The sequence below is a fragment of the Bradyrhizobium sp. LB11.1 genome (assembly GCF_040549385.1).
Taxonomy (GTDB): domain Bacteria; phylum Pseudomonadota; class Alphaproteobacteria; order Rhizobiales; family Xanthobacteraceae; genus Bradyrhizobium.
The window spans coordinates 73666-99672 of the sequence record NZ_JBEPTH010000002.1; the positions used below are offsets into that span (position 1 = coordinate 73666).

The following is a 26007-nucleotide window of genomic DNA, read 5'->3' on the forward strand; positions in this document are numbered from 1 at the left end:
CTAATGCATCCTGTCTCTGTAACCGAGACGAGGCTTCCATGAGCACGCTTCAACCGACCCTCAACGCCGCTTCCGCCGCCAATCTTCCCGCTCCGGCTGCGGCTCCCGCAACATCGGCCGTCTCGGCCAAAACCTGGATCGCCGTGATTGGCGCCACGCTCGGCGCCTTCATGGCGGTGCTGAACATCCAGATCGTCAACGCTTCGCTCGCCGACATCCAGGGCGCGATCGGCGCCGGCATCGACGACGGCGGCTGGATCTCGACCTCCTATCTGATTGCCGAGATCGTGGTGATCCCGCTGTCGGGCTGGCTCGCTCAGGTGTTCTCGATCCGGATCTATCTGCTCACCAACGCAATCTTGTTCCTGATTCTGTCGGCGGCCTGTGCCCTCGCGCAGGATCTGCCACAGATGATCGTGCTGCGCGCCGTGCAGGGATTCACGGGCGGCGTGTTGATCCCGATGGCTTTCACGCTGATCATCACGCTGCTGCCGCGTGCGAAACAGCCGGTCGGCCTTGCGCTGTTCGCGCTGTCCGCCACGTTTGCACCTGCGATCGGCCCGACCATCGGTGGTTATCTCACCGAGAATTTCGGCTGGCAGTACATCTTCTACGTCAACGTGATCCCCGGCGCGATCATGGTCGGCATGCTCTGGTACGCGCTCGACGCCAAGCCGATGAAGCTGTCGCTGCTGCGCGAGGGTGACTGGGCCGGCATCATCACGATGGCGATTGGCCTCTCTGCGCTGCAGACCGTGCTGGAGGAAGGCAACAAGGACGATTGGTTCGGCTCGCTCTTCATCGTCAAACTGTCGGTCATCGCGGCCGTCGCGCTCGCAGCCTTCTTGTTCATCGAGTTGACGGTGAAGAAGCCGCTGTTGAACCTGCGCCTGCTGGTCCGCCGCAATTTCGGCTTCGGCATGCTCGCCAACTTCCTGCTCGGCGTTGCGCTGTACGGTTCGGTGTTCATCCTGCCGCAATATCTCTCCCGCATCCAGGGCTACAATGCCGAGCAGATCGGCATGGTGCTGGCATGGACCGGCCTGCCGCAGCTCGTGCTGATCCCGTTGGTTCCGCGCCTCATGCAGCGCTTCGATGCACGGATCATTATCGGCATCGGCTTCGTGCTGTTCGCAGGCTCCAATTTCATGAACATCTACATGACCAACGACTACGGTTCCGACCAGCTGTTGTGGCCCAACATCGTCCGTGCCATCGGCCAGGCGCTGGTGCTCGCGCCGCTGTCGGCGGTCGCGACCGCCGGCATCGAGCCGGAGAATGCGGGCTCGGCCTCTGGCTTGTTCAACATGATGCGCAACCTCGGCGGCGCCGTCGGCATTGCCCTGCTGCAGACCGTGCTGACCAAGCGCGAGCAGTATCACTCCAACGTGCTGATGCAGTCGGTCTCGGTGTTCGAGCAGGCCACCCGCACGCGGCTGGAGCAGCTCACACAGTACTTCATCAATCACGGCGTCCTCGATCGTGCGGATGCATCGCATCGCGCCTATGTCGCGATCGGTCATATCGTACAGAAGCAGGCGTATATCCTCGCCTTCAGCGACACGTTCTATCTGCTCGGGATAGCGCTGATTGTGGCCCTGATTGCCGTCCTCTTTCTAAAGAAAGCCGGCCACGCCTCGGCCGGCGGCGCACACTAACCTCAACTGAAAAAACAAGGAGAACGACCATGAAGCCCCGCATGAATTTCTACCAGGCTGCTCCCGACACGATGAAGGCGCTGATGGCGCTGGAGGAGCAGATCCAGTCCACCGGACTCGAGAAGTCGCTGATCGAGCTTGTCAAGATCCGGGCCTCGCAGATCAATGGCTGCGCCTTCTGCATCAATATGCACACCGAGGACGCCCGCAAGCGCGGCGAGACAGAGCAGCGCATCTATCTGCTCAACGCCTGGCGCGAATCCCCGCTCTACACCGACCGCGAGCGCGCCGCGCTGGCCTGGACTGAGTCGGTGACGTTGATCGCCGAGACGCGTGCGCCGGACGATGTCTACGCAGGGGTCCGCGCGCAGTTCTCCGACGCGGAGACGGTGAACCTGACTGCGCTGATCGGCGCCATCAACGCCTGGAACAGGCTGGCGATCGCGTTCCGTGCGGTGCACCCGGTGAAGGTGAAGGCCTCGGTTGCGTGAGCTCGCCGCTACAGCCGCATCCGCGACGACAGCCCCTCACCCCACCCTCTCCCCGTAAGAACGGGGCGAGGGAGTGAGAGAGCGGCACGTCCCTCAGAAGCAGGTCCCGTAGGATGGGCAAAGCGAAGCGTGCCCACGACTTCTTCAGCAAAGCGATAGAAGACGTGGGCACGGCGCATGTGCGCCTTTGCCCACCCGATAGCTCAATGTGCGGCCTAAACCGCTGTCGCCTTGGCGAACTCGACATAGATCTCGCGCAGCCGCGTGGCCATCGGGCCGGGCTTGCCGTCGCCGACTTTCTTGCCGTCGATCGCCACCACCGGCTGGACAAACAGCGAGGCCGACGTCGCGAAAGCCTCCTTCGCGGCCAGCGCCTCCTCCACAGTGAAGGAGCGCTCCTCGACGCGGAGCTGGCGCTCTTCGGCGAGCGCGACAACGGCCTTGCGGGTGCAGCCCGGCAGGATCGCGTTGGAGTTCTTGCGGGTGACGATGACGTCGTCCTTGGTGAGGATGAAGGCTGACGACGAGCCGCCTTCGGTGACGTAGCCGTCTTCCAGCATCCAGGCCTCGCCGGCACCGGCCTCGGCTGCCGCCTGCTTCGCCAGCACCTGCGCCAGCAGCGCCACGCTCTTGATGTCGCGGCGCTCCCAGCGGATGTCAGGCACCGTGATGACGTTGATGCCGGTCCTGGCCGAGGCAGCGTTGATGATGTCCTTCTCGGAGGTGAACATCACCAGGCTCGACTTGACGTCGCCCTTGGGGAAAGCGAAGTCGCGGCCCTTGTCGGCGCCGCGCGTGACCTGGAGGTAGACGAGGCCGTTCGCAACCTTGTTGCGAGCGATAAGGTCTTTCTGGATCTCGGTGATGCGCTCGACCGTCTCCGGCAGCTTCAGCTTGATCTCGCCAACCGAACGCTCCAGCCGCGCCAGATGCGAGGCGTTGTCGACCAGCTTGCCGTCAAGCACGGCCGAGACCTCATAGATGCCGTCGGCGAACAGGAAGCCGCGGTCGAGCACCGAGATTTTGGCGTCGGAGAGCGGGACGAATGAGCCGTTGACGTAGGCGATCGAGTCCAAGGCAGGTCTCCAGGCGGGAAAGGCGGGATTGCCTCCGGTATAGGAGATTTGGCGCGCCCGATAAACCCTCCTCTTCGCGGTCCCGGGGCGCGCGACTGCGTCGCGCCCCCTGACGGCGAAGCTAATGCGACAAAATCTTCGACAAGAACTTCTGCGCGCGGTCGCTGCGGGGTTTGCCGAAGAAGTCGTCCTTTGGGGCGTCCTCGACGATCTCGCCGCGGTCCATGAAGATCACGCGGTTGGCGACCTTGCGGGCGAAGCCCATTTCGTGGGTCACGACCATCATGGTCATGCCTTCGCGGGCGAGATCGACCATGACGTCAAGCACCTCGCTGATCATTTCCGGATCGAGCGCCGAGGTCGGCTCGTCGAACAGCATGGCGATGGGGTCCATGGCGAGCGCCCGCGCGATGGCGACGCGCTGCTGCTGGCCGCCTGAGAGCTGCGCGGGAAATTTCTGTGCATGCTCCGTCAGGCCGACTCGCTCCAGCAGCTGCATACCCTTCGCCGTCGCCTTGTCGTGGGAACGGCCGAGCACCTTCTGCTGCGCGAGGCAGAGATTATCGATGATCTTCAGATGCGGGAACAGTTCGAAGTGCTGGAACACCATGCCGACGCGCGAGCGCAGCTTTGGCAAATTGGTCTTGGAGTCGTTGACCTTTATCCCGTCGATGCTGATGTCGCCCTTCTGGAATGGCTCCAGCGCGTTGACGCATTTGATCAGCGTCGACTTGCCCGAACCTGACGGGCCGCAGACCACAACGACCTCGCCCTTGGCGACGCTGGTAGAGCAATCGGTCAGCACCTGGAAGGTCGGGGTGTACCATTTATCGACGTGGCTGATTTCGATCATGACGGGCCCTAGCGAAGGATGGCGATGCGTGCCTGGAGGCGGCGGACGCCGAAGGACGCGATACAGGAAATGGTGAAGTAGACGACGGCGGCGAACAGGTACATCTCGACCAGACGACCGTCGCGCTGTGCGACCTTGCTGGCCGCACCGAGGAAATCCGTAATCGACAACACGTAGACCAGCGAGGTGTCCTGGAACAGCACGATGGTCTGCGTGATCAGCACCGGCAGCATGTTGCGGAACGCCTGCGGCAGCACGACGTAGCGCATGGTCTGCGCATAGGTCAGGCCGAGGGCGTTGGCGGCGGCCGGCTGCCCGCGCGAGATCGACTGGATACCGGCGCGCATGATCTCGGAGAAATAGGCCGCTTCGAACATGATGAAGGTGATGAGCGAGGACGCAAACGCGCCGACGCCGATCGGGCGCGAGGCGCCGGTCAGCCACTGTCCGATATAGGGCACCAGGAAGTAGAACCAGAAGATCACCAGCACCAGCGGCAGCGAGCGCATGAAGTCGACATAGAGACCGGCAATGCGCCCCAGCGTCTTGTAGCCGGAGAGCCGCATCAGCGCGATCGCCGTGCCGAAGATCAGGCCACCGAGCGCGGAGAGCGCCGTCAGCATCAACGTGAAGCTCATGCCCTCGTAGAACAGATAGGGCAGCGCGCGGATGATGACGTCGAAATCGAAATTGCTGAACATCGTGCTATTTCCCCGTGATGTAGCCGGGGATCGCGACGTAGCGCTCGAGGAAGCGCATGGCGGTCACGACGACGGCGTTGACGAGGAGATACAGAAGGGTCGCGGCGGTGAAGGCCTCGAACACCTGGAACGAGAATTCCTGCATCGAGCGGGCCTGGCCGGTCAGCTCCAAGAGGCCGATGGTGATGGCGACCGCGGTGTTCTTGATGGTGTTGAGGAACTCGGAGGTCAGCGGCGGCAGGATGATGCGGAACGCCATCGGCAGCAGCACATAGCGATAGCCCTGCATCGTGGTCAGCCCGAGCGCGGTCGCGGCCATCCTCTGCCCGCGCGGCAGCGAGCCGATGCCGGCCTGCAATTGCACCGCGACGCGCGCCGACATGAAGAAGCCGATGCCGATCGCCGCCGTCCAGAACGGCGCGTTCGGCAGTTGCTTCAGCCACAGCCCGGCAGCCTTCGGCAACAATTCCGGCAGCACGAAGAACCACAGGAACAGCTGCACCAGCAGCGGCATGTTGCGGAAGAATTCGACGTAAGCGAAGCCGAACCAGTTAGCGCCCTTCGACGGGAGCGTACGCATCACACCGACGATCGAACCGGTGATCAGGGCGATGATCCAGGCCAGCACCCCGGTTTCGAGGGTCAGCACCAGTCCCGACAGCAGCAGGTCGAGATAGGTGCCGGTCCCCATCGGGTTCGGCTCGAAGAAAATTCCCCAGTTCCAATGGTAGTTCACGTGTCCCCCGCGCGAACGCGCCCCGTCAGAGAGCTATTGGGCGTCTATGCAAATGTCCGGCCACTCTGGTGTCAAGAGTGGCCGGACATGATCCCGACCGCAAGGGGTCGAGGTTCGATCTTACTTGTAATCGTCCGGGTTCGGCGAGTCCGAGGGCTTCGCGAACTCGTGCTTCAGCTCGGGCGAAATCGGCGTGTTGAGGTTGAGACCCTTCGGCGGGATCTTGGCCATGAACCACTTGTCGTAGATCTTCTGGCCTTCACCGGAAGTGTAGAGCGCAGCGGTTGCCGCATCGACGACCTTCTTGAACGGCGCGTCGTCCTTGCGCAGCATGATGGCATAGGGCTCAGGCTTGGAGAACGCATCCTTGGAGATGACGTAGTCGCCCGGCGTCTTCGAGCCGGCAACGAGGCTGGCGAGCAGGATGTCGTCCATCACGAAGGCGACCGCGCGATCGGTCTCGACCATCAGGAAGGCTTCGGCGTGATCCTTGGCCGGGATGATGGTGGCGCCGAGCTTCTTCTCGACGTTGGCTTCGGTCAGCTGCTTGATGTTGGTGGTGCCGGCAGTGGAGACCACCGTCTTGCCCTTGAGGTCGTCGATCGACTTCAGTCCGCTCGCCTTCTTGAAGACGTAGCGGCTGGCGGTCAGGAAGTGGGTGTTGGTGAAGGCAACCTGCTTCTGGCGCTCGACATTATTGGTGGTCGAGCCGCATTCGAGATCGATGGTGCCGTTCGCCATCAGCGGAATACGCGTGGCCGAGGTGACCGGATTGAGCTTCACCTCGAGCTTGTCGAGCTTGAGCTCCTTCTTCACGGCGTCGACGATCTTGTAGCAGATGTCCATGGCGAACCCGACGGGCTTCTGGTTGTCGTCGAGATAGGAGAACGGGATCGAGGAATCGCGGAAGCCCAGCGTGATGGCGCCGGTGTCCTTGATGTTCTTCAGCGTGCCGGTCAGCTCCTGGGCCCCAGCCTGGCTGACGGCGAAGGTCGCGGCGAGCGCGAGCCCGATGCTACGGAAATGTCTCACTTTTTTGTTCCTCTTTCAGGATGATGCGGCGGGATGCAAGCACAAATCAGGCCGAAATAGAATGTAACTTTCGGCTGGATCGCGGCTCAAGTTAACCGGCTGAGGTCAGCGGCCTTGGTAACTCCCCGAGATCCCAGAACAGGCCGGCCATCACCGTCAAGGCTTCTTCGGTCAATGGCAGCAGGATGTGCTCATTGGGCGCATGCTGGGAGCAGCCGGGATAGGAATGCGGGACCCAGATCGTCGGCAGGCCCAGAATCTCGGAAAACACATCGTTCGGCAGCGAGCCGCCGAAGTTCGGCAGCACCGCCGGCACCTTGCCGGTGGTGTTTTGGACTGAATCAGCTGCCCATTTGATCCAGGGGCTGTCGAAATCGGTGCGCGAGGCTGCAAAGCTCTGGGCCGCCCTCACCTCGACCATCGGAAAGCCGCGTCCGACAAGATGCGCCCGAACAGCGTCGATCAGGCCATCGACCTTGGTGCCGACCACGAAACGCAGTTGCAGCACGGCATTGGCGTGACCGGGAATGGCATTGGCCGGCTTCTCGATATTGCCCGACGACATCGCCAGAACTTCCAGCGTGTTCCAGGCATAGAGCCGCTCGGCCGCGGACAGGCCGTCTTCGCCCCAGTTTTCCGCAAGCGCGGGCTCATCCTCGGTCGGCACGACCTGCACATCGGCAAGATAGCTGCGGATCTGGTTGGTGAGCCGCGGCGGCTTCAGTGCATCGAGCTGAAGCCGGCCATGGCCGTCGACCAGCGTTGAAATCGCGTTGACCAAAATGGTCGCGGGGTTGGCGAGCACGCCGCCCCAATTGCCGGAATGATGTCCGCCATCGCGCAAATTGACGTCGAGATGGATGCGGATGCCGCCACGACAGCCCAGAAACAGCGTCGGCCGATCCGCCGACAGCCGCGGCCCATCGGAGGCCATGAACAGATCTGCCTTGAGCGCGTCACGATTGAGGTCGCAGACCTTGCCCAGATCAGGCGAGCCGATCTCCTCGCCCATCTCGACGATGAATTTTGCATTGAAGCCGAGCTTGCCGCCACGGGCCTCACGCACGGCGCGAAGTGCCGCCATGTTGATGCTGTGCTGGCCCTTGTTGTCGGCGGTGCCGCGGCCATAGAGGCGAATGCCGGCTGTTGTCGTGCGCCAGGGATCGCGGCCGTCGCGCCACTCGCCCTCCATGCCGTCGACGACGTCGCCATGGCCGTAAATCAGCACGGTCGGCAGCGACGCACCCTCGTGGTGCTCGGCAAACAGGAACGGCGCCTTGCCGCTCGGGGATTCGACCAGGCGGCTCGTAAAGTCGAGCGCCGCAAAGGCCGGCATCATCTCCTGTTCCAGATAGGCGCGCAGCTCCGGCCCGCGCGACGGATTCTGGCTCTCGGTCTTGAAGGCGACGCGGCGGTCGAGTTCAGCGAGGAACGCACCGGATTTGAAGTCATCCCTGGCGCGGGCGATGGCGTCGTCTCTGGTCATTGTTTGCTTTTCAAGGTTTCGAGGCGATCAAACGTAGCGAGCTACACTGCGCGTCGAAAGTGGCGGGGAGTAGGGTCGTTCTTTTAGATCGTCTTGGGATTTCGTTCTTGCTCTCTTGAGATTGGCTTGCCAAGGCCTGAAGCGCCGCTGATTTTGGCCTTGCCAATATCGAAGCCTTTATATTTTTTTGCCCTTGCCAAGGGCCGGTTATATGCAAGAACTTCGCCAAGTTGGGGCGCACATCTATCATTCGAAGAGCGCTCAGTACAGGGCGCCGGGGGACCAGCATGGCCAAGCAGATCAGGCTCAACGCATTCGCGATGAATTGCGTCGCGCATCAGTCACCGGGGCTATGGACCCATCCGCGCGACCGCACCGCCGAATATAACCGCCTGCCGTACTGGATCGATCTCGCCAAGACGCTGGAACGCGGCCGCTTCGACGGGTTGTTCCTCGCCGACGTGCTCGGCGTCTACGACGTCTATGGCAACAGCCCTGACGCAGCCTTGCGCAATGCAGCACAGACGCCGTCGAACGAGCCGCTGCTGCTCCTCTCGGCGATGGCGGCGGTGACCAGGAATCTCGGCTTCGGCGTCACCAGCAATCTCTCCTTCGAGCCGCCCTACCCGTTCGCACGGCGGATGTCGACGCTCGACCATCTCACCGAGGGTCGGATCGGCTGGAACGTCGTCACCGGCTATCTCGATAGTGCCGCGCGTGGCGCCGGCAAGGAGAAACAGGCCGGACATGACGACCGCTACGACATCGCCGACGAATATATGGAGGTCGTCTATAAGCTCTGGGAAGGAAGCTGGGAGGACGATGCGGTGCTGCGCGACCGCAAGCGCGGCGTCTTCACCGATCCCAGCAAAATTCATCGCGTCAACCATGAGAGCGCGAACTACCGCATCAACAACACCATCCATCTGAGCGAACCATCGCCGCAGCGCACGCCTGTGCTTTACCAGGCCGGCACCTCGCCGCGCGGCCGGCAGTTCGCGGCCAAGCATGCCGAATGCGTGTTCATGTCGGGGCCTTCGGCCAAGATCATTGCGCCGCGCGTCTCTGCGATCCGCCAGGAGGCCGCCGCACTCGGCCGCAACCCCGCCGAGATCCTCATGTTCAACATGATGACGATCATCCTCGGCAACACGGAGGCCGAAGCTGCAGCGAAATGCGCCGACTACCGGTCGCATATCAATCCGGAAGGCGCCCTCGCCCTGATGTCGGGATGGACCGGCATCGACTTCTCCGGCTACGAACTCGACCAGCAGGTCCGTCACGTCCAGAACGATGCCGGTCGCAGCGCACTGGACAACGTCACCCGTGGCGACCCCGATCGCGTCTGGACCGTGCGCGACGTCATCGAGCATGTCGGCATCGGCGGCGCCGGCCCGGTCGTGGTTGGCACGCCCGAAAGCGTTGCTGACAAGATCGAGGACTGGTTCGAGAAGACCGATGTCGACGGCCTCAACGTCGCGTTTGCGATCTCGCCCGGCGATTTCGAGGACATCGCCGACATGCTGGTGCCGGAGCTGACCAAGCGCGGACGATACAAGCCGGAATACGCGAAGGGCACGCTGCGGGAGAAGCTGTTCGGCGATGGCCGCGCGCGGCTCGATGCACCGCATCCGGCGGCGGGGTATCGGGTGGGGAAGAAGGGGTAGGCTCCTCGTCATCGCGAGCGGAGCGACGCAATCCAGAAGCCCCTCCGCAGAGACAGCCTGGATTGCTTCGTCGCACCAGCGCAAAATTGCTTCGCAATTTTGTCGCGGGCTCCTCGCAATGACGGCGGTGGGCAGACTGCCCTACACTTTCCCGTCCACCATCACCTCGATCAGCTTCGTCCCCGGCCGGCCGAACGCCGACGCCAACGTCGCCTTCAGCTCGCGGGGATCGCTGATCTTGATCGCCTCGCAGCCCAGCGCTTTCGCGACGCCGGTGAAATCCACGGGCGGATCGACGAAATCCATACCGACGTAATTGTCGTCGCCATGGAACGCTAGCAAGCGCTGCTTGATGATGCGGTAGCCGCCATTGTTGGCGATGACGACGTTGAGCGGCAGCTTGTGGTGCGCGGCGGTCCACAGCGACTGGATCGAATACATCGCGCTGCCGTCGCCTGAGAAACACACGACGGGGCGGTCCGGATTGGCGATGCTGGCGCCGACCGAGGCCGGCAAGCCCCAACCGATGCCGCCGGAGGCAAGACCGTGATAGCCATAGCGGTCGCGGTGCGGACGCAGCGCGGTGATCTGGCGACTGGAGGTGAGCCCTTCGTCGACGAGGATCGCATGGTCAGGCATCGCATCGACCATTTGCAGCACCAGAAAATCCGGATCGATCGGCGCACGACCCGCGCTCTTGCCGATCTGCTCGACCAGCGCGGTGCGCCGCGCAGTCCAGTTCTTCGGCGCGAGCTCGGCGAGACGCTGCCTGGCGCGGCTCGCAAGTGTCGCGCCACCCATCTCCTTCAGCACCGGGATCAGCGCGCGCAACGTTTCCTTCAAATCCGCCTTCAGCGCGATCTCCGCGCCGTAGTTCTTCGCGATCTCCCAGTCGACGAGACCGATCTGCACGATACCGAGTCCGTCAGGCAGCGCTTCGACCTCGCTATAGACAGACATGCGCACGGGATCGCCGCCAAGCGCGATCAGCAGATCGTAAGGCGCCAGCGTATCCCGCGCGATCTTCTGCACACGGGCCAGCGTGCCGACGAAGCTCGGGCTCTCGGAGAGGAAGTGCGAGCCATAAGGCGTCGAGGATTGATAGGCGGCGGCGCCAAGCAGTTCGGCGAGTTCGGCGGCCTCCTTCAGCGCGTCGCTCTTGACCACCTCGTCCATGGTGACGATGACAGGGCGTTCGGCCTTCAGCAGCCGCGCGGCAAACGCCCTCAGCGCTTCGTCCGACGGCTTTGTGCGCGCGTCAATGCGCGTGGAGCGGCCGAGATCAATGCCAGCCTCGCTGTTGAGGATGTCACCGGGCAGCGAGATGAACACCGGTCCGGTCGGCGGCGTCATCGCAACTTTTGCGGCGCGGCGCACGATGCGCGGCAGGTCCTCCAGCCGCGTCACTTCGACCGCCCATTTGACCAGCGGCTCGGCCATGCGCACCAGCGGGCCATACAGCACCGGCTCCATCAAGCCATGGCCCTGCTCCTGCTGACCCGCGGTCAGGATCATCGGCGTGCCCGTGAACTGGGCGTTGTAGAGCGAGCCCATCGCGTTGCCGAGCCCGGGCGCGACATGGACGTTGCAGGCAACGAGCTTGCCGGAGGCGCGGCTGTAGCCATCGGCGATCGCCACGACCAGGCTCTCCTGCATCGCCATCACATAAGTGAGATCAGGATGGTCCTTCAGCGCATGCATGATCGGCAGCTCGGTGGTGCCGGGATTGCCGAACAGATGCGTGATGCCCTCGTCCTTGAGTAGCGCGAGAAAAGCGGAGCGGCCGGTGATCTTGTTCTTCATATTTCCTCCAGGAGCGGACGTTGCCGCAAGGACCGCCGCATGATGGCCGAAATCGTAGGAGGCGCGCAAGGAAGCGCGGTCATGGCTGCGTTGCGCGGGCACGGCGCGCTACATCTCCTCGCGCCCCAACTCAAACGGATCCTCGCCGCCCGCACGCTTCTTCTTTTTCGAGCGCTGCCAGACCACGCCGGGAAAGCCCTTCAGCGGCACCAGCGGCTCGCCGGTATAGGTCCATTCCTGCAGCTCCTCGATCGCGATGTGATAGAGCGGCTGGCGCCCGGTGCGCTCCCGAAACAGCGCACGGGGGATGTTGACCATATGCGGGCCGCGCGGGCGCTCATAGGCGATCGGCGTGCCGCAATGGGCGCAGAAACTGCGCGCGGTCTTGGTCGCCTTGTCCTCGTAGCGGGTCAGCGCGGTCTTGCCGGAGGTGACGCGAAACCGCTTCTTCCAGCTGCCGACATAGGTCGCGTAGGCCGCACCATGGGCACGACGGCTGGCGGCGGAGTGATCGTGCCAGGCCCAGCGCGCAGGAATGTCGATCTCGAAGGTGACCTTGCCGCAGAGGCATTGGCCGGTAGCTATTCCTGCGGCGACTGCGGCTTTGGCCATGGTGCGTTGCTCTCCGTCTTCCTGCGAGAGCACCACAATAGCTCCGTAGCCCGGATGGAGCGAAGCGCAATTCGGGGCCTTGGACACGCGGGACGAAACCCGGATTTCGCTGCGCGCCATCCGGGCTACGAAGGTCCCTAAGCCGGTGTCAGCTCGTCATAAGCCGGATAATCCGTATACCCCTTCTCCTCCCCGCCATAGAACGTCGCGCGGTTGTACGGCGTAATCGGGTGGTCGTGCTCGAGCCGGCGCGGCAGATCGGGGTTGGAGATGAAGATGCGGCCGAAGGCGATAATGTCGGCGTGGCCGTCGGCGATCGCGGCATTCGCGGTTTCGCCGGTGAACCCACCGGCTGTCATCAGCACGCCGCTGTAGTGCGGGCGGAACAGCACCATCGCGGATGGCACGTTCTCCCAATGGACATCTGCGCGGCCCGCGCCGCTGGAGCGCGGTTCGATGAAATGCAGATAGGCCAAACCGAGCTTGTCGATCGCCTTCACCACGTGGGTATAGAGGGGCATCGGGTCGGGCTCGCGGGAATCGTTCGCAATGCCGTGCGGCGACAGGCGCACGCCGACGCGGTTGGCGCCCCAGACGTCGATCGCAGCCTGTGTCACTTCGAGCAGCAGGCGGGTCCGGTTCTCGATCGAGCCGCCATATTGGTCGGTGCGCTGGTTGCTGCGCGACTGCAAAAACTGCTCGAGCAGATAGCCGTTGGCGCCGTGAATCTCGACGCCGTCAAAGCCGGCGGCGAGCGCATTCTTCGCGCCCTGCCGGAACGCCTCGACCACGCCCTTGACCTCGTCGATCTCCAGCGCGCGCGGCGTCTCGTATTCGGCGAGTTTGCCGTCGGCGGTCATCGCCTTCATGCCTTCGGCCTTGATCGCGATCGCCGAGGCCGAAACCGGCAGCTGGCCACCATGATAAGACGAGTGCGAGACGCGGCCGACATGCCAGAGCTGGAGAAAGATGATGCCGCCCTTGGCGTGCACGGCATCGACCACCTTGCGCCAGCCGGCGATCTGCGCCTCCGAATAGATGCCGGGCGTCGCCGGATTGCCACGGCCGTGCGAAACCACCGGCGAGGCTTCGGCGATGAGCAGACCGCCCGACGTCGCACGCTGACCGTAATATTCGGCGTTGAGCGGCCGCGGCGAAAAGCTCTCGCGCTCGGCGCGCATGCGCGTCAGCGGCGCCATCGCGACGCGATGCGCGAGCTTGTACGGACCGACCTGCAACGGTCTAAACAACGCTTCGAATTTCATGTAGTCCCCGGATGTCTTTGAAAGGATGCGGATCATATAGCGAGGGGCGGCCGCCGGAAAAGGCGCCGCCCCTACCAAAAGCAGATATTCCCTCGCGCGGAACGCAGGAGAGGATAGGTCTTACGCCGTCTTGATCCAGACAGCTTTCACGTTGAGATATTCCTCGACGTGCTGCTTGCCGGACTCACGGCCATAGCCGCTCATCTTGTAGCCGCCGAACGGCACGGCCGGGTCCATCGCCTGGTAGCAATTCACCCACACCGAGCCGGCGCGCAAGCGTTTCGCGACCGCATGTGCCTTGGTGACGTCACGCGTCCACAGGCCGGAGCCGAGGCCGAACGTGGTGTTGTTGGCGCGCTTGACGAGCTCGTCCATGTCCTTGAACGCGATCGCGGAGATCACAGGACCAAAAATCTCCTCCTGCGCGATGCGCATGTTGTCCTGGACGCCCGCGAACACCGTCGGCGAGACGAAGAAGCCCTTTGACAACGCGCCTTCGGTGACACGGCCGCCGCCGGCGAGCGCCTTGGCGCCTTCCTTCTGGCCGATGTCGAGATAGCTGGTGACGCGCTCGAGTTGCTGCTCGGAGACCAGCGGGCCTATCTGGGTGTTGGGATCGAGGCCGTTGCCGACCTGTAGCTTCTTGCCGAACTCGGCGACACGGCCGACGAATTCCTCGTAGATCGACTGCTCGACAAACAGACGCGTGCCGGCACTGCAGATCTGGCCCGAATTGGCGAACACCGCCATCGCGGCACCCGGCACCGCCGCATCGAGATCGGCATCCGCGAACACGATGTCCGGCGACTTGCCGCCGAGTTCGAGCGAAACACGCTTGAGGTTGCCGGCCGACGCGCGGATGATCGACTGTCCCGTGACGTGGGAGCCGGTGAAGGCAACCTTGTCGACGTCATGATGCGAGGCGAGCGCGGCGCCCGCGGTTTCGCCATAGCCGGGCACGACGTTGACGACGCCGGGCGGAATGCCGGCTTCCATCGCGAGCTCGGCGATGCGCAGCGAGGTCAGCGGCGCCTCTTCGGCGGGCTTGAGCACCACGGTGCAACCGGTCGCGATCGCAGGCCCGATCTTCCAGAGCGTCGCGGTGAGCGGGCCATTCCAGGGGATGATGGCGCCGACGACACCAACGGGCTCCTTCAGCGTGTAGGAGAAGATTTCGCCGGGCAGTGAGTTCTCGATGGTCTCGCCATGGATCGCGGTGGTCTGGCCGGCGTAATAGCGCAGCATGCCGACGGCGCGCAGGCGATAGGCACGGGTGCGGCTCAGCGGCGCACCCATGTCGAGCGTGTCGAGCTGCGACAATTCGTCGAAATTCTTCTCGACGAGGTCGGCGAGCTTGAGCAGCAGGTTCTGCCGCTCGAACGGCTTGACCTTGCTCCAGGGACCTTCGAACGCGCGGCGGGCGGCCGCGACTGAGCGATCGATATCTTCCTTGTCGCCCTCGGCGACGGTTGCGAGCAGTTCGCCGGTGGCAGGGTTATGGGTCTCGAAGCGCTTGCCCGAGGCAGCATCGACCCACTTCCCGTCGATCAGCATCTGCTTGTAGGACCCGTTGGCGAACGGATGGCGCGTGATCGGAATAGCCTGCGACACAGCCATGGCTGCACTCCCTAGGTAGACGATTGATTGAGTTCGATTTGGGCAGGATCGTTAGGTCAAACAGAATACAGCGGCGCCGGAAAGGCGTAAAGTCGGCCTGGAACGAAGACCTCCCATGCCGACTTGTGCAGGGTCGCTCGGGCGCCATGTTATAGCTCGACCACAGCCCGTCCCGGAGAACAGCCATGCCGCATCCCGTCATCGCCAAAGGCAATGTCGCCGTGATCACCGGGGGCGCATCCGGCATCGGTCTTGCGGCGGCAACAGCGTTTGCGCGCGCGGGGATGAGAGTGTGCATCGTCGACGTCGACGAGGGACGGTTGGCAGAGGCCGCAACAAAACTGTCATTGATCGCAGGGCCTGCGAATGTGATGACGTCCGTGGTCGATGTCAGCCGGGCCGAGAGCGTGACGGAACTGGAACGCGCCGTGGGCGCGCATTTCGGCGGCACGGACCTGCTCATGAACAATGCCGGTATCCAGCCGGGCAGCACACTGTTCGGCGAACCGGATCATTGGCAGCGCATCATCGGCGTCAACATGTGGGGCATCATCAACGGCGCGCGCATCTTCGCAGCCCCTATGATCGCGCGCGGCAAGGCCGGTTTGATCATCAACACCGGCTCGAAGCAGGGCATCACCACCCCACCCGGCGATCCCGCCTACAACGTCTCCAAGGCCGGCGTGAAGGCGTTTACGGAGGCGCTCCAGCACGAGCTGCGCAACACGAAAGACTGCCACATCACAGCACATCTGCTGATCCCCGGCTTCGTGTTCACAGGGCTCACCGCCAAGGGCCGCACCGAAAAGCCCGCCGGCGCATGGACGCCGGAGCAGACCATCGATTTCATGATCGGGCGGCTGGAGGCCGGCGATTTCTACATCCTCTGCCCGGACAATGACGTGCCGCGCGCACTCGACGAGAAGCGCATGCTCTGGGCGGCCGGCGATATCGTCGAGAACCGCCCGCCGCTGTCGCGCTGGCATCCGGACTATGGGGATGCGTTCGCCAGGTTCGTGAAGGGGGATTAGGCTTGCACCGCTGTCTCACTCCCTCGCCCCGTTCTTGCAGGGCGAGGGAGTGGTGAGGGCTGCCTCGGCAATAAGAAGCCTACAGCGTTTCCTGCTGGTGCCCGCAATTCTTGCAGGCGAACTTGACGCGGTTCTGGCCTTTTTCCGCCTGGATCCGGTTTGGCGCGCCGCACTTACCGCAGACGGCCTCGATGCGGGTGGCGCCCTGCTTGACGACGATGGTCTTCTTTTCCATCGATTCGCGGATCAGGCGCTCGGCCTCTTCACGCAGGGATTGTTTCGACAAAGCTCGTCTCCGCCTCTGAAAACGCGAGAGCCATATCGCATCTGCGTTCGAATCTCAATCGGCAATGCCGGCTCAAACCTCGACGATCACATAACTATCTTCGACATGCACTGGGAACGTTTCGGCGACATACGGGCCCTTCTGCAATTCGTCGCCGCGTTCCACCGCAACCGGATACGACCGGATCTTGACGCGTTTTGGATCGAACCAGGACTGGCCGTTGCGCATGTCGAATTCCCAGCCGTGCCAGGGACATCGCAGCATCTCGCCGACGCGCGAGCGCTCGTAGATTCCGGGCTCGGGCGAGGTCAGCCGCGCCACGCAGGCCGCCTTTTCCAGCGGCGCACCTTCGTGCGGGCAGCGGTTCAGCAGTGCAAAGAACTCGCCATTGACATGAAACACGACGATATCGCGGCCCGCGATGTCGACGACCTTGTTGCCGCCGGGCGGGATCTCCGTGGTGCGCGCGACGATGTGACGGGCCATGGTGATCAGAACTTGTAGACCGCACGCGCATTGGTGCTGAATATCTTCTTCCGCTCCGCCTCCGTCAGCGGCGTCTTGAACGCGAAGCGCGGATCGTCGAAATCCCAGTGGGGATAGTCCGACGAAAACAACAAGCGATCGATACCGACCCATTCGATCGGCGAGCGCAGATGCCGCGCCTCGTCCGGCTCGTCGATTGGCTGCGTCGTGAACCAGAATTGCTCGCGGACATATTCGGACGGCTTGCGCTTGAGATGCGGTACCTCGCTGCGAAAACGCTCGAAATGCTGGTCCATCCGCCACACCGCTGACGGGATCCAGCCGAAGCCGCCTTCGATGAAGACGAACTTCAGCTTCGGGAAGCGCTCCGGCACGCCCTCGATCACGAGGCTCGCTAGCTGCGCCGCGATGGTGTGGGCGTTGGACTGGTGCTCCTCGACATAATAGGACGGCCAGCCGCCGCCAGTCGGCGCGTGGCCGCCATAGCCTCCGACATGGATGCCGAGCGGCAGGTCCAGCGCCTGCGCGCGCTCGTAGATCGGCCAGTAGCGGCGGCGGCCGAGCGGCTCGTTGGCGCGCGGCGAGACATTGATCTGGATGTATTCGCCGATTTTCGCGCAGCGCTCGATCTCGGCGATCGCCAGATCCGTGCCGTCCTGCCCGACCAGGATCGAGGCCTTCAGGCGCGGGTCCCGGTGCGACCAGAACGCCGGCTGCCAGTCGTTGATGGCGCGCTGGATCGCGGCGCCGAATTCGAGATTCTGCTGCGAGAAAATGAAGAGATCGAGCACCTGCAAGATCCCGAACTCGACATCGAGCGGATCGAGATGCTGCTTTTGCATGAAAGCAAGATCGGAACCGGGTGGCCCGCCCGTCGGCGGCCAGGCATCGCGCCGCGCGATCAGCGGCGATGAGCGCGGATAGGGCGTCGTGAACAGATAAGGCGTGCGCAGATGGCTGCCATATTCCCTCAGATGCTGCTGCCAGCGCTTCGGCAGGAACTCGTTGAGGTCGTCGAAGGAATGCAGGCTCGGATGCACGTCGCAATCGACGATGCGCAGCCGCGCGGCGGCGGGTTTCTCGTCGTCACGCAGCGGACGGTCGATGACTTCATTCATGCGAACCTCCAAGTTCTTTGTTTGCGCATGATCTTATCGGAAAACCGGTCTCCACTTTTCCGGATCATGCACTAGTTGAGCGACAACCGCGGAAATGTCTCCAGCGGATTGTCGACGCACATCTTGTCGATGATGCTCTTCGGCAAGTGCGGCGGGATCGGATCGTCACCGTCGAACTGCCAGTGCGGATAGTCGGACGCGAACAGGAACATCTTGTCGGAGCCGATCTGGTCGATGATCTCCTCGACGCTTTTGGCGTCGCCCGGCGCATCGAACGGCTGCATGGTGACGCGAAAATTGTCACGGATGATCGCGGCGGGCTCTCGCTCCACCCAGGGCACCTCGACGCGCACGCCGCGCCAGGTCTTGTTGGCGCGCCACATGAAGGCCGGCAGCCAGCTGACGCCGGACTCCATCAGCACGACCTTGAGATCGGGATATTTGCCGAACACGCCTTCGTAGATCAGGCTCAGGATCTGCGCCTGAAACGCCTGCGCCTCGACAAAGTAATATTCGTAGCGATGCGAGGGCCAGCCGGCCGAGCTCGGTGCCTGTCGATATTGCGTGCCGGCGTGGATTGCGAGCGGCAGCTTGTACTTTTCAGCGAGCTGATAGACCGGCCAGAAATGCCGCCGGCCCAGCAGCGTCTCGCCCTGCGCCAGCACCAGGATGGAGACGAAACGGTTGTCGCCGGCGCGGCGCTCGATTTCCTCGATGGCCAGGTCAGGCGCCTGCATCGGCACCACGATCGAGGCGCGCAAGCGGGAATCGCGCGCGAGCCATTCGGCGGCGATCCAATCGTTGATCGCCTTGCAGAAGTCTGCCGCCATGTAGGAATCGAACACGGCCTGGGCGCCGTAGAGCACGTTGAGGATCGCGTGGCTCGCGCCCAATTGGTCGAAGGCGCCTTTCTGCACCATCGCCAGATCAGAGCCTGGCTTCGTGCCATTGGCCGGCCGCCAGTCGGAGCGGCCAGAAAACGGCATGCTCGGCGGATAGGAGGTGAGGTCGAGGCCGTCGATGGCGCGGCTCACCACCTGCTCTTTCCAGTGGTCACTGAGATAAGGAAGCAGCGTCGTACGCGTCCCACCAACCGCCGGGTGGATGTCGCAGTCGATCCGCGTCGCCGCCATGGATGCTTCCTCGCCAAGATCTTGTGGGCTCATCTTTATTGGCGGCGTTCTTTTTGTGCGCCGCCTCGGCAGAGTGCTCCGGCAGGTGCCGACGCGCAAGGGCGCGGGCCTGCGCGATCCGTCATGGCTCGGTTGCATTTCGCAAACGCGGTATCAAGTCAGGCGGGCGCATCCAGCGGAATCGCGGTCTTGGTGGCGGGAGCGGCGACTGACTAAAATTTCGCCTGTCGCATCGCGAGCGACGCGCTTAGCCTTCGCCGCGTTCCGTCCTCTCTCCTCTCCTCTCCCTCGGAGTTCCCATGTCCCTCCTCATCCGCGGCGGCACCGTCGTCAATCATGATCATTCGCGCCGTGCGGACGTTCTGATCGAGGGCGACACCATCGTTGCGGTCGGCGCCTCGATCGTGGCGCCAACGGGTGCGGAAATCATCGACGCTGGCGGCGCCTATGTCATTCCCGGCGGCATCGATCCGCACACCCATCTCGAAATGCCGTTCATGGGCACCGTCACCGCCGATGATTTCGAGTCCGGCACCAAGGCGGCGTTGACCGGCGGCACCACCATGGTGGTGGATTTCTGCCTGCCCAGTCCCGGCCAGTCGATGCTCGCGGCCTACCAGGAGTGGCGGCACAAATCCGAGAAGGCGGCGACCGACTACGGCTTCCACATGGCGGTGACGTCGTGGTCGAAGCAGATCTATGACGAGATGGAGACCGTGGTCAAAACCTACGGCATCAACACCTTCAAGCACTTCATGGCCTACAAGGGCGCGCTGATGGTGAACGATGACGAGCTCTACAACTCGTTCGCGCGCTGCGCCCATCTCGGCGCGATGCCGGTCGTCCACGCGGAAAACGGCGACGTCGTCGCCCTGATGCAGGAAGCACTGATCGCACGCGGCGTCACCGGCCCCGAGGGCCACGCCTATTCGCGGCCACCGGAAGTCGAGGGCGAAGCCACCAACCGGGCCATCATGATCGCCGACATGACTGGCGCGCCGGTCTATATCGTGCACACCAGCTGCCGCGAGGCGCATGAGGCGATCGCGAGGGCGCGCGCCGCCGGAAAGCGCGTCTACGGCGAGCCGTTGATCCAGCATTTGCTGCTCGATGCCGGCGAATATCAGAACAAGGATTGGGATCATTCCGCGCAGCGCGTGATGTCGCCGCCGTTCCGCGACAAATCACATCAGGACAGTCTGTGGGCGGGCCTGCAAGCGGGCTCGCTGCAAGTGGTTGCGACTGACCATTGTGCCTTCACCACCGAGCAGAAGCGGTTCGGCCTTGGCGACTTTCGAAATATCCCGAACGGCACCGGCGGACTGGAAGATCGCCTGGCGCTGCTATGGACTGCCGGCGTCGCCACGGGGCGACTGACCAGGGAAGAATTCGTTGCGGTGACCTCGGCGAACATCGCTCGCATCCTCAACATCTATCCCCGTAAGGGCGCGATCGCCGTCGGCTCGGATGCCGATATCGTGGTGTGGGATCCCAAGGCGAGCAAGACCATCAGCGCGAAGCGGCAGATGAGCCGGATCGACTACAATGTGTTCGAAGGCTTTGCCTGCACCGGCGGACCCGCCGCGGCGCTCTCGCGCGGTCGTATCGTGTGGAAGGATGGCGATCTGCGCGCCGAGGCGGGCGACGGGCATTATATCGAGCGACCCGCCTTCTCGCCGGTGCATGTCGCCAATTCGACATGGAAAGAGCTGACCGCCCCGCGCGCAGTGCCACGCGGAGCGGTGACGCCGTAACGATCAGGCCGCCTTGCCCGCCCGCAGCCGGTCGAGCACCGGCAGGAGTTCGGACGGATCGGGCCGGTGCGTGTAGTCCGGATTCACTTCCGCGTAGGCGATGATGCCGTCGCGCCCAATGACGTAGCGCGCGGGCATCGGCAGCACCCAAGCCGGATTGTCGTTGAACATCGGCAGGTCGTTCTTGAAGGATTTATAGAGCGAGACCAGTTCGCCAGAGAGAGCGAAACGGATGCCGAAGGCGTCGGCGACTTCGCTCCTGACGTCACTCAGGATTGGGAACGACAGCTTGTTGTCGCGCTCGGACTTGCGGCTGTTCGGCGCCGTCTGCGGCGAGATCGCAACGAGGCCGGCGCCCCGCGCGACGATCTCCGGCAGCGCCTCTTGAAGCGCCTGGAGCTCGAGGTTGCAGTATGGACACCAGACACCGCGATAGAACGACACGACCAGCGGTCCCTTCGCGAGCAGGTCGCGCGAGGACGCCGGCTTGTCATCGGGGTCCTTCAGGATGAATTCAGGCGCGGCATCGCCGGCCTTTTTCGCGCGCTGCGCCTGACCGCTCGCGATCAGTTCGGCGGTGGCACGATGCATCGCGTCCAGCGCCTCCCTCGTTGGCTTGAGGGGGAAACGACCGCCCTCGAAGTCGGCTTTGAGGGCGTCGAGTTTGTCTTGCAGGGCCGCACATCATCCCGCGCCTGCCGAAGTTCCTCAGGCTGCATCCACTGCTGCGTGTCGACAGGATCGTTGACCCGTTCTTCACCGCCCGCCGCGACCAAGGCGGCACCGGCATCGGGCTCGCGATCGGGCGCGCGGTGATGGCGAGCCATGGCGGCTCGATCAGGCTGAAGCCGACCGACGTCGGCGTCGCCTTCGAGCTTCAGTTTCCCGCGGCCTAGATTGCAAACACCCAGGCGGCGACAATGGTGCCGATGGTGACCAGACCGGCGATGGTCCAGCCGGCGGCGTATTCCAGCTCGGGATGACCGGTCGCCCGCATGATCTCTGCCGGATCGGCGGTATGCTTCTCTGCCATGACAGCCTCGCACTTCACTCCCCGCGTCATGGATAAGTCGCTTCAGCCGCCATTAGGTTCCATCACGGACGCGCGAATGGCAAAAAAGTCGAAACAACCCCATGCACAGTAGAACGATTTTGCAGACACGAGGCCGGTCGCGCTCCACAACCATTTGACCTGACGCAGCAAAACCGCCGCCCGCGCAATCGCCGTGCGCCCCGCATCTTGCGCCGCAAAATCCGATTGCATGCTACGATGCACGTGATCCAGGGCAGGAGAAAAGCATGGCCGACGACAGGACCAAGCGGGGCGGAGCGGACCGCAAGCTGATTGCGCTCACCGAGAAATACGAAGTCGCCTATTGGTCGAAGAAATTCAAGGTGACGCCGGCCAAGCTGAAATACGCCGTCAAGAAAGTCGGCCACTCCGCACGCAAGGTCGAGGAGTACATCAAGCTCCAGAAGCACCGCGCCGCCGACAAGAGCCGGATCGCGCTCGGCGAAGCCTATGAAGTGCGCTACTGGTCGAAGAAATTCAAGATCACCCCGGCCAGGCTGAAGGCCGCCGTCGCCGCCGCCGGCCATTCGTCCAAAAAGGTCGAGGCGTATCTGATCGCCCAGAAGGCCGCGAAGAAGGCGAAGAAGAAGGCGGCCAAGAAGCCCGCGAAGAAGACAGCCAAGAAGAAGTCCGCTTCGCGGAAAATAGCCAGCCAGACCTTCGAACAGCTGTCCTGCCTGCCGCCGCGCAGGGTGGCGGCGGCCGCGATCCTTCCAGGGAGAGACGCCCATGAAACTCACGATGTCGGCCTGCCTCGCCGGCGCCATGCTTATGGCCGGCGCCTCACACGTCGCGGGTGCGCCCGGTGCTGCTCCTTCGAAAATCTCGGGCTCCACCGCGCTGGCGCTGGCGGGCGTGATCGCGCCGCTGTCGCCGCTCCTGTCGGGCGCCGAGAAGAAGGCGGTGGCGATGCTGTTCGCCGCCAATGCCGACATTCCCTACAAGAAGCCGATCGTGGTGACCGCGGACAGGATCGTCTGCCGCACCAGCAATGTCGACATCACCTTGCGCAACTGCGAGGTCGCCTTCGGCAAGAAGGTCAGGAACGTGAACGGATCCACGGCCAATGAGATCTTCGCGACCGAGGCGCTGGCCGGTATTCCGCCCGATGGCGCGGCGGGATCGAATTTCGAGAGCCTGAGCAAGCTGAGCTGCACGATCGACCCCAACGCGATCAGGCAGAAGGACGGCAGCGGGGCGGATTGCACGTTCCAGCCGGCAAATTGAACGGGGCGTGCGAGGCGAACCAAAGGTGCCGTGAAATCGCCGCAAGATGAACCAACAAGACAAAGTAATAAGGCGAATTGAAAAGACAGGCCAAACCGGCGCACCAATATGAAGCGCTTAAGGCCGGCACCGACGATGATGAAGAATTGTCTCGCATTTTTGCTTGTTCTGACCGTGACAGCGGCCTCCGCGCATGGCCCGGTGCCGGTGCGGCCGGCGGCGCCGTCCGAACTTGTCCGGGTCGGCCTCACCGATAGCGACACGACGGCCGGCGGCGTCGCGCGCCTGTGCGAGCAGGTCACCTTCTCGCGTGGCCTGCGCTATGGCGACAGCGAAGCCAATGTGCTCGACGTCGCGATCAGCGAGGCCACCAAGGCGGACACGCCCCGGCCGGTGCTGCTGTTCGTGGCCGGCGACACTTTTGCCGGCGACCGCGGCGCGCCGGACCTGTCCCGCGACATCCAGGACGAGGCGATGTGCTTTGCCGCGCGCAACGGCATGATCGGGGTGCGCGTGAACTACCGCCTGGCGCCGGCCGCGACCTGGCCGATGGGCGCAACCGACGTGGCGGCGGCATTGTCCTGGATCCATGGCAATATCGATCTGTTCAACGGCGACGCGCGCGAGATCGTCGCAGTCGGCTATGGTGCCGGCGCGTTCCACGTCGCGACGCTGCTGGCGCATCCCGAGCTCCAGACCGACCGCGCCGATGTCGCTGCCGTGGTGCTGGTGTCCGGCATCTATCGCGCCGGCAAGGACGCCAGTGACAGCGAGAAGGCCTATCTCGGCGCCGATACCGCTCAATATGACAAGCGCTCGGTGTTTCCCGGCATCCTGAATGTCGACGCGCCGATCGTGCTGGCCTGGGCCGCCAACGATCCCGCGAACCTCGTCGCGCAGGGCGAAACCCTGAAGAAGACACTCTGCGGCGCCGGACACTGCCCGCGCACCACGCTGCTGCGCAGCCGCGACGGCATCGCGGCCGCGTTCGGGCTGGATGGCTCAGGCGATAGTCTTGCCGAGCCGACACTGTTGCTGGTGCGGCAGTTGGAGGCGCGGGGGCTGCCGTAGCGGGCGCGTGACGTTGGTCAGGCTGAACAGACCGGCCAGCGGCCTCGCGTGAGCCACGCTGGAACGACCACGGACTCCTGTCGCGTGGATGAGGCGGCAAACGCCAGAGAAACACAGAGCATCGGGAGCGTTGCAGAGGCGGAGGTGCGCGCAAGGCCATGCGCGTCCTTCAGATCATATATGTGGAGCACAAGGCTCTTGCTTCAAGACCCCGTCTCCCCCGTAGAAGTCAGGCCCCTACCAAATCTGAGGTGGCAAATGACTGAACATGACGTGATCATCGTCGGCGGCGGCCCAACTGGATTGATGCTGGCCGGAGAGCTGGCCCTGGCCGGCGTGGACGTCGCGATCGTCGAAAGGCGTCCGAACCAGGACGTCGAAGGCTCGCGCGCAAGCGGTCTCCATCCACGGGCGATCGAGCTTCTCGATCAGCGAGGCATAGCGGACAGATTCCTCCCGCAAGGAACCAAGCACTACGCGGTCGCGCTCGCAGGGATTATCCTTGAGGCTCGCGACCGACCGACCCGTCACAACTACACGCTCGGGCTCTGGCAGGAAAAGATCGAGCGCGGTCTCGCCGAGTGGATCTCGGAACTCGCCGTGACGCTCTATCGAGGCTGCGAGATGGCGAATTTGGTCGAAACCGCGGAGCAGGTGGACATCCAGCTGACGGACGGGCGCAGACTCGGTTCAAGCTACCTCGTCGGCTGCGACGGTGGCCGCAGCCTCGTGCGCAAGACCGCGGGCATCGCCTTTCCCGGATCGGAGCCTCAGGCGAGCTACCTCATCTTCGAAGCCGACATTGCGGATGAGCCGCCGCTTGGCATCCGCTACGGGGACCGGGGGCTGTATGCCCTGGGACGGCTCGACGGCGGCCCGCGCCTGCGTGGCATCGTGACGGAGGAGCGGCTCGAGCGGAGCGCAATCCCTGTGGAAGCGGATCTCAGGGCGGCGCTCAAGACTGGCTACGGATCGGATCTGGGCGTCCGCGAGGTCACGTGGATGTCACGGTTCACGGACGCGGCGCGGCAAGCGGAAGCGTATCGGAAGAACCGCATCCTGCTCGCCGGGGACGCCGCGCACGTCCACTCCCCAGTGGGCGGACAGGGCCTGAACGTCGGGCTGCAGGACTCCGTGAATCTCGGGTGGAAGTTGGCCCAGGTGGTGAAAGGGATCTCATCCGACGTCCTGCTCGACACCTATCATACGGAGCGGCACCCGGTTGGAGCCGCGCTGCTCGAGCTCACCCTGGCGCTCACCGCTCTCAACCGTGGCGACGAACACACCACGGCCCTCCGGGGTTTCGTCGCCAATACGATGAAGATGGACGGGCCCAGGAGATGGTATTCCGCCAAGGTGTCCGGCCTCGACGTCCGCTACGGCCCGGAAGGTTGCCATCCTCTGCTCGGCAGGCGCATGCCCGACCTGGACCTCGTCACCGCGGATGGCCCGACCCGCGTGTTCAATTTGATGCGCGATGCGCGGCCGCTCTTCCTCAACCTCGGCACGCTGGAGAGCGCTGTTCCCAAACGATGGGACGAACGGGTCAGGCGGGTCAGCGCGACGTTCACAGGCGTCTGCGAAATGCCGGTGATCGGTGTCGTTCCGTCTCCTGTCGCCGTGCTCGTCCGGCCCGACGGGCACGTCGCCTGGGTCAGCACAGGCGACAGCGAAGGTCTCGTGGAGGCTCTCACGACCTGGTTCGGGGATTAGGCTGCTGTGACTGGAAGAGGGGTGTCACCCGGCACACTTTTCAAGCAGCAGCGCGTCAACATGGCTGCCATTTCGGTCAGGCAGCCATGCGGCGTCCCAAAGTGCGGCCACAGGATTGC

25 protein-coding genes and 2 pseudogenes are annotated in these 26007 nt (G+C 63.7%); 10 read left to right on the forward strand and 17 right to left on the reverse strand.

Annotated elements, in window-relative coordinates; translation table 11 throughout:
• The first annotated feature begins 38 nt into the window (after positions 1–38).
• Positions 39–1658, forward strand: coding sequence for an MDR family MFS transporter (locus ABIA96_RS04235; protein ID WP_354135782.1), 1620 nt, complete (start codon positions 39–41; stop codon positions 1656–1658).
• 29 nt (positions 1659–1687) lie between these two features.
• Positions 1688–2149 (forward strand): carboxymuconolactone decarboxylase family protein, encoded by a 462-nt coding sequence (locus ABIA96_RS04240; RefSeq protein ID WP_354135783.1) that lies wholly within the window; start codon positions 1688–1690, stop codon positions 2147–2149.
• Positions 2150–2364: 215 nt separating this feature from the next.
• Here ABIA96_RS04240 and ABIA96_RS04245 read toward each other — a convergent pair whose 3' ends face one another.
• The 6 genes from ABIA96_RS04245 to ABIA96_RS04270 form a co-directional block, all read right to left on the reverse strand.
• Positions 2365–3225: a D-amino-acid transaminase gene (locus ABIA96_RS04245; RefSeq protein ID WP_354135784.1), complete on the reverse strand. Its 861-nt coding sequence runs from the start codon at positions 3223–3225 to the stop codon at positions 2365–2367.
• Between the two features lie 121 nt (positions 3226–3346).
• Complete coding sequence (locus ABIA96_RS04250; RefSeq protein WP_354135785.1) at positions 3347–4078, reverse strand: amino acid ABC transporter ATP-binding protein; 732 nt, start codon at positions 4076–4078, stop codon at positions 3347–3349.
• Positions 4079–4086: 8 nt separating this feature from the next.
• Positions 4087–4779, reverse strand: coding sequence for an amino acid ABC transporter permease (locus tag ABIA96_RS04255; protein ID WP_354135786.1), 693 nt, complete (start codon positions 4777–4779; stop codon positions 4087–4089).
• Between the two features lie 4 nt (positions 4780–4783).
• A complete protein-coding gene (locus ABIA96_RS04260) occupies positions 4784–5515 on the reverse strand; it encodes an amino acid ABC transporter permease (RefSeq protein WP_354135787.1) in 732 nt (243 codons plus the stop codon).
• Between the two features lie 120 nt (positions 5516–5635).
• Positions 5636–6547, reverse strand: coding sequence for an amino acid ABC transporter substrate-binding protein (locus tag ABIA96_RS04265; RefSeq protein ID WP_354135788.1), 912 nt, complete (start codon positions 6545–6547; stop codon positions 5636–5638).
• Between the two features lie 91 nt (positions 6548–6638).
• A complete protein-coding gene (locus ABIA96_RS04270) occupies positions 6639–8033 on the reverse strand; it encodes a M20 family metallopeptidase (protein WP_354135789.1) in 1395 nt (464 codons plus the stop codon).
• 287 nt (positions 8034–8320) lie between these two features.
• Here ABIA96_RS04270 and ABIA96_RS04275 point away from each other — a divergent pair, with 287 nt between their 5' ends.
• Positions 8321–9700, forward strand: coding sequence for an LLM class flavin-dependent oxidoreductase (locus tag ABIA96_RS04275; protein ID WP_354135790.1), 1380 nt, complete (start codon positions 8321–8323; stop codon positions 9698–9700).
• 141 nt (positions 9701–9841) lie between these two features.
• On the opposite strand, the gene ABIA96_RS04280 is transcribed toward ABIA96_RS04275, so the two are convergent.
• The 4 genes from ABIA96_RS04280 to ABIA96_RS04295 form a co-directional block, all read right to left on the reverse strand.
• Positions 9842–11503, reverse strand: a complete 1662-nt coding sequence (locus ABIA96_RS04280) for a thiamine pyrophosphate-binding protein (RefSeq protein WP_354135791.1) — start codon at positions 11501–11503, stop codon at positions 9842–9844.
• Positions 11504–11611: 108 nt separating this feature from the next.
• Positions 11612–12115 (reverse strand): GFA family protein, encoded by a 504-nt coding sequence (locus ABIA96_RS04285; protein ID WP_354135792.1) that lies wholly within the window; start codon positions 12113–12115, stop codon positions 11612–11614.
• 137 nt (positions 12116–12252) lie between these two features.
• Positions 12253–13380, reverse strand: coding sequence for an alkene reductase (locus ABIA96_RS04290; RefSeq protein WP_354135793.1), 1128 nt, complete (start codon positions 13378–13380; stop codon positions 12253–12255).
• Positions 13381–13500: 120 nt separating this feature from the next.
• Positions 13501–14997, reverse strand: a complete 1497-nt coding sequence (locus tag ABIA96_RS04295) for an aldehyde dehydrogenase family protein (protein ID WP_354135794.1) — start codon at positions 14995–14997, stop codon at positions 13501–13503.
• A 185-nt stretch (positions 14998–15182) separates the two neighbouring features.
• On the opposite strand from ABIA96_RS04295, the gene ABIA96_RS04300 reads away from it, so the two are divergent.
• Positions 15183–16028 (forward strand): SDR family NAD(P)-dependent oxidoreductase, encoded by an 846-nt coding sequence (locus ABIA96_RS04300; protein WP_354135795.1) that lies wholly within the window; start codon positions 15183–15185, stop codon positions 16026–16028.
• A gap of 79 nt (positions 16029–16107) precedes the next feature.
• On the opposite strand, the gene ABIA96_RS04305 is transcribed toward ABIA96_RS04300, so the two are convergent.
• The 4 genes from ABIA96_RS04305 to ABIA96_RS04320 form a co-directional block, all read right to left on the reverse strand.
• A complete protein-coding gene (locus ABIA96_RS04305; protein ID WP_354135796.1) occupies positions 16108–16314 on the reverse strand; it encodes a hypothetical protein in 207 nt (68 codons plus the stop codon).
• Positions 16315–16386: 72 nt separating this feature from the next.
• Positions 16387–16800: a Rieske (2Fe-2S) protein gene (locus tag ABIA96_RS04310; RefSeq protein ID WP_354135797.1), complete on the reverse strand. Its 414-nt coding sequence runs from the start codon at positions 16798–16800 to the stop codon at positions 16387–16389.
• A 5-nt stretch (positions 16801–16805) separates the two neighbouring features.
• Positions 16806–17918, reverse strand: coding sequence for an amidohydrolase family protein (locus ABIA96_RS04315; protein ID WP_354135798.1), 1113 nt, complete (start codon positions 17916–17918; stop codon positions 16806–16808).
• A gap of 71 nt (positions 17919–17989) precedes the next feature.
• Positions 17990–19051 (reverse strand): amidohydrolase family protein, encoded by a 1062-nt coding sequence (locus ABIA96_RS04320; protein ID WP_354135799.1) that lies wholly within the window; start codon positions 19049–19051, stop codon positions 17990–17992.
• A 299-nt stretch (positions 19052–19350) separates the two neighbouring features.
• Here ABIA96_RS04320 and hydA point away from each other — a divergent pair, with 299 nt between their 5' ends.
• Positions 19351–20805 (forward strand): dihydropyrimidinase, encoded by a 1455-nt coding sequence (hydA, locus tag ABIA96_RS04325; protein ID WP_354135800.1) that lies wholly within the window; start codon positions 19351–19353, stop codon positions 20803–20805.
• A gap of 3 nt (positions 20806–20808) precedes the next feature.
• Here hydA and ABIA96_RS04330 read toward each other — a convergent pair whose 3' ends face one another.
• Entirely contained in the window at positions 20809–21396 is a 588-nt protein-coding gene (locus ABIA96_RS04330) for a peroxiredoxin-like family protein (RefSeq protein WP_354135801.1), read from the reverse strand.
• A 143-nt stretch (positions 21397–21539) separates the two neighbouring features.
• Between ABIA96_RS04330 and ABIA96_RS04335 the strand changes: the two are divergent.
• Positions 21540–21701: pseudogene (locus tag ABIA96_RS04335) on the forward strand (ATP-binding protein); the annotation flags it as partial.
• Here ABIA96_RS04335 and ABIA96_RS04340 read toward each other — a convergent pair.
• Positions 21698–21838: a hypothetical protein gene (locus tag ABIA96_RS04340; protein ID WP_007597071.1), complete on the reverse strand. Its 141-nt coding sequence runs from the start codon at positions 21836–21838 to the stop codon at positions 21698–21700. The pseudogene ABIA96_RS04335 and the gene ABIA96_RS04340 sit on opposite strands and share 4 nt — an antisense overlap.
• A 42-nt stretch (positions 21839–21880) precedes the next feature.
• Positions 21881–22069 carry a hypothetical protein gene (locus ABIA96_RS04345; protein WP_354135802.1) on the reverse strand — a complete coding sequence of 63 codons (189 nt, stop codon included), beginning with the start codon at positions 22067–22069 and terminating at the stop codon, positions 21881–21883.
• Between the two features lie 35 nt (positions 22070–22104).
• Between ABIA96_RS04345 and ABIA96_RS04350 the strand changes: the two are divergent.
• From ABIA96_RS04350 to ABIA96_RS04365, 4 genes and pseudogenes are all read left to right on the forward strand, one after another.
• Positions 22105–22515 (forward strand): annotated as a pseudogene (locus ABIA96_RS04350) (DUF3606 domain-containing protein); the annotation flags it as partial.
• Between the two features lie 91 nt (positions 22516–22606).
• The gene (locus tag ABIA96_RS04355) at positions 22607–23104 is read left to right on the forward strand and encodes a hypothetical protein (RefSeq protein WP_354135803.1); all 498 of its coding nucleotides are present in this window, start codon (positions 22607–22609) and stop codon (positions 23102–23104) included.
• Positions 23105–23242: 138 nt separating this feature from the next.
• Positions 23243–24175 (forward strand): alpha/beta hydrolase, encoded by a 933-nt coding sequence (locus ABIA96_RS04360; RefSeq protein WP_354136412.1) that lies wholly within the window; start codon positions 23243–23245, stop codon positions 24173–24175.
• A 258-nt stretch (positions 24176–24433) separates the two neighbouring features.
• The gene (locus ABIA96_RS04365) at positions 24434–25888 is read left to right on the forward strand and encodes an FAD-dependent monooxygenase (protein ID WP_354135804.1); all 1455 of its coding nucleotides are present in this window, start codon (positions 24434–24436) and stop codon (positions 25886–25888) included.
• Positions 25889–26007 lie beyond the last annotated feature (119 nt).

Bases quoted from the DNA above. Each gene is read 5' to 3' on its own strand.
- ABIA96_RS04315 (WP_354135798.1), bottom strand. From the start codon at position 17,918: ATGAATGAAGTCATCGACCGTCCGCTGCGTGACGACGAGAAACCCGCC.
- ABIA96_RS04345 (WP_354135802.1), bottom strand. From the start codon at position 22,069: ATGCAATCGGATTTTGCGGCGCAAGATGCGGGGCGCACGGCGATTGCG.
- ABIA96_RS04255 (WP_354135786.1), bottom strand. From the start codon at position 4,779: ATGTTCAGCAATTTCGATTTCGACGTCATCATCCGCGCGCTGCCCTAT.
- hydA (WP_354135800.1), top strand. From the start codon at position 19,351: ATGTCCCTCCTCATCCGCGGCGGCACCGTCGTCAATCATGATCATTCG.
- ABIA96_RS04340 (WP_007597071.1), bottom strand. From the start codon at position 21,838: ATGGCAGAGAAGCATACCGCCGATCCGGCAGAGATCATGCGGGCGACC.
- ABIA96_RS04310 (WP_354135797.1), bottom strand. From the start codon at position 16,800: ATGGCCCGTCACATCGTCGCGCGCACCACGGAGATCCCGCCCGGCGGC.
- ABIA96_RS04360 (WP_354136412.1), top strand. From the start codon at position 23,243: ATGAAGAATTGTCTCGCATTTTTGCTTGTTCTGACCGTGACAGCGGCC.
- ABIA96_RS04295 (WP_354135794.1), bottom strand. From the start codon at position 14,997: ATGGCTGTGTCGCAGGCTATTCCGATCACGCGCCATCCGTTCGCCAAC.
- ABIA96_RS04355 (WP_354135803.1), top strand. From the start codon at position 22,607: ATGAAACTCACGATGTCGGCCTGCCTCGCCGGCGCCATGCTTATGGCC.
- ABIA96_RS04330 (WP_354135801.1), bottom strand. From the start codon at position 21,396: ATGCATCGTGCCACCGCCGAACTGATCGCGAGCGGTCAGGCGCAGCGC.
- ABIA96_RS04320 (WP_354135799.1), bottom strand. From the start codon at position 19,051: ATGGCGGCGACGCGGATCGACTGCGACATCCACCCGGCGGTTGGTGGG.
- ABIA96_RS04300 (WP_354135795.1), top strand. From the start codon at position 15,183: ATGCCGCATCCCGTCATCGCCAAAGGCAATGTCGCCGTGATCACCGGG.
- ABIA96_RS04290 (WP_354135793.1), bottom strand. From the start codon at position 13,380: ATGAAATTCGAAGCGTTGTTTAGACCGTTGCAGGTCGGTCCGTACAAG.
- ABIA96_RS04275 (WP_354135790.1), top strand. From the start codon at position 8,321: ATGGCCAAGCAGATCAGGCTCAACGCATTCGCGATGAATTGCGTCGCG.
- ABIA96_RS04235 (WP_354135782.1), top strand. From the start codon at position 39: ATGAGCACGCTTCAACCGACCCTCAACGCCGCTTCCGCCGCCAATCTT.
- ABIA96_RS04270 (WP_354135789.1), bottom strand. From the start codon at position 8,033: ATGACCAGAGACGACGCCATCGCCCGCGCCAGGGATGACTTCAAATCC.
- ABIA96_RS04240 (WP_354135783.1), top strand. From the start codon at position 1,688: ATGAAGCCCCGCATGAATTTCTACCAGGCTGCTCCCGACACGATGAAG.
- ABIA96_RS04280 (WP_354135791.1), bottom strand. From the start codon at position 11,503: ATGAAGAACAAGATCACCGGCCGCTCCGCTTTTCTCGCGCTACTCAAG.
- ABIA96_RS04250 (WP_354135785.1), bottom strand. From the start codon at position 4,078: ATGATCGAAATCAGCCACGTCGATAAATGGTACACCCCGACCTTCCAG.
- ABIA96_RS04365 (WP_354135804.1), top strand. From the start codon at position 24,434: ATGACTGAACATGACGTGATCATCGTCGGCGGCGGCCCAACTGGATTG.
- ABIA96_RS04285 (WP_354135792.1), bottom strand. From the start codon at position 12,115: ATGGCCAAAGCCGCAGTCGCCGCAGGAATAGCTACCGGCCAATGCCTC.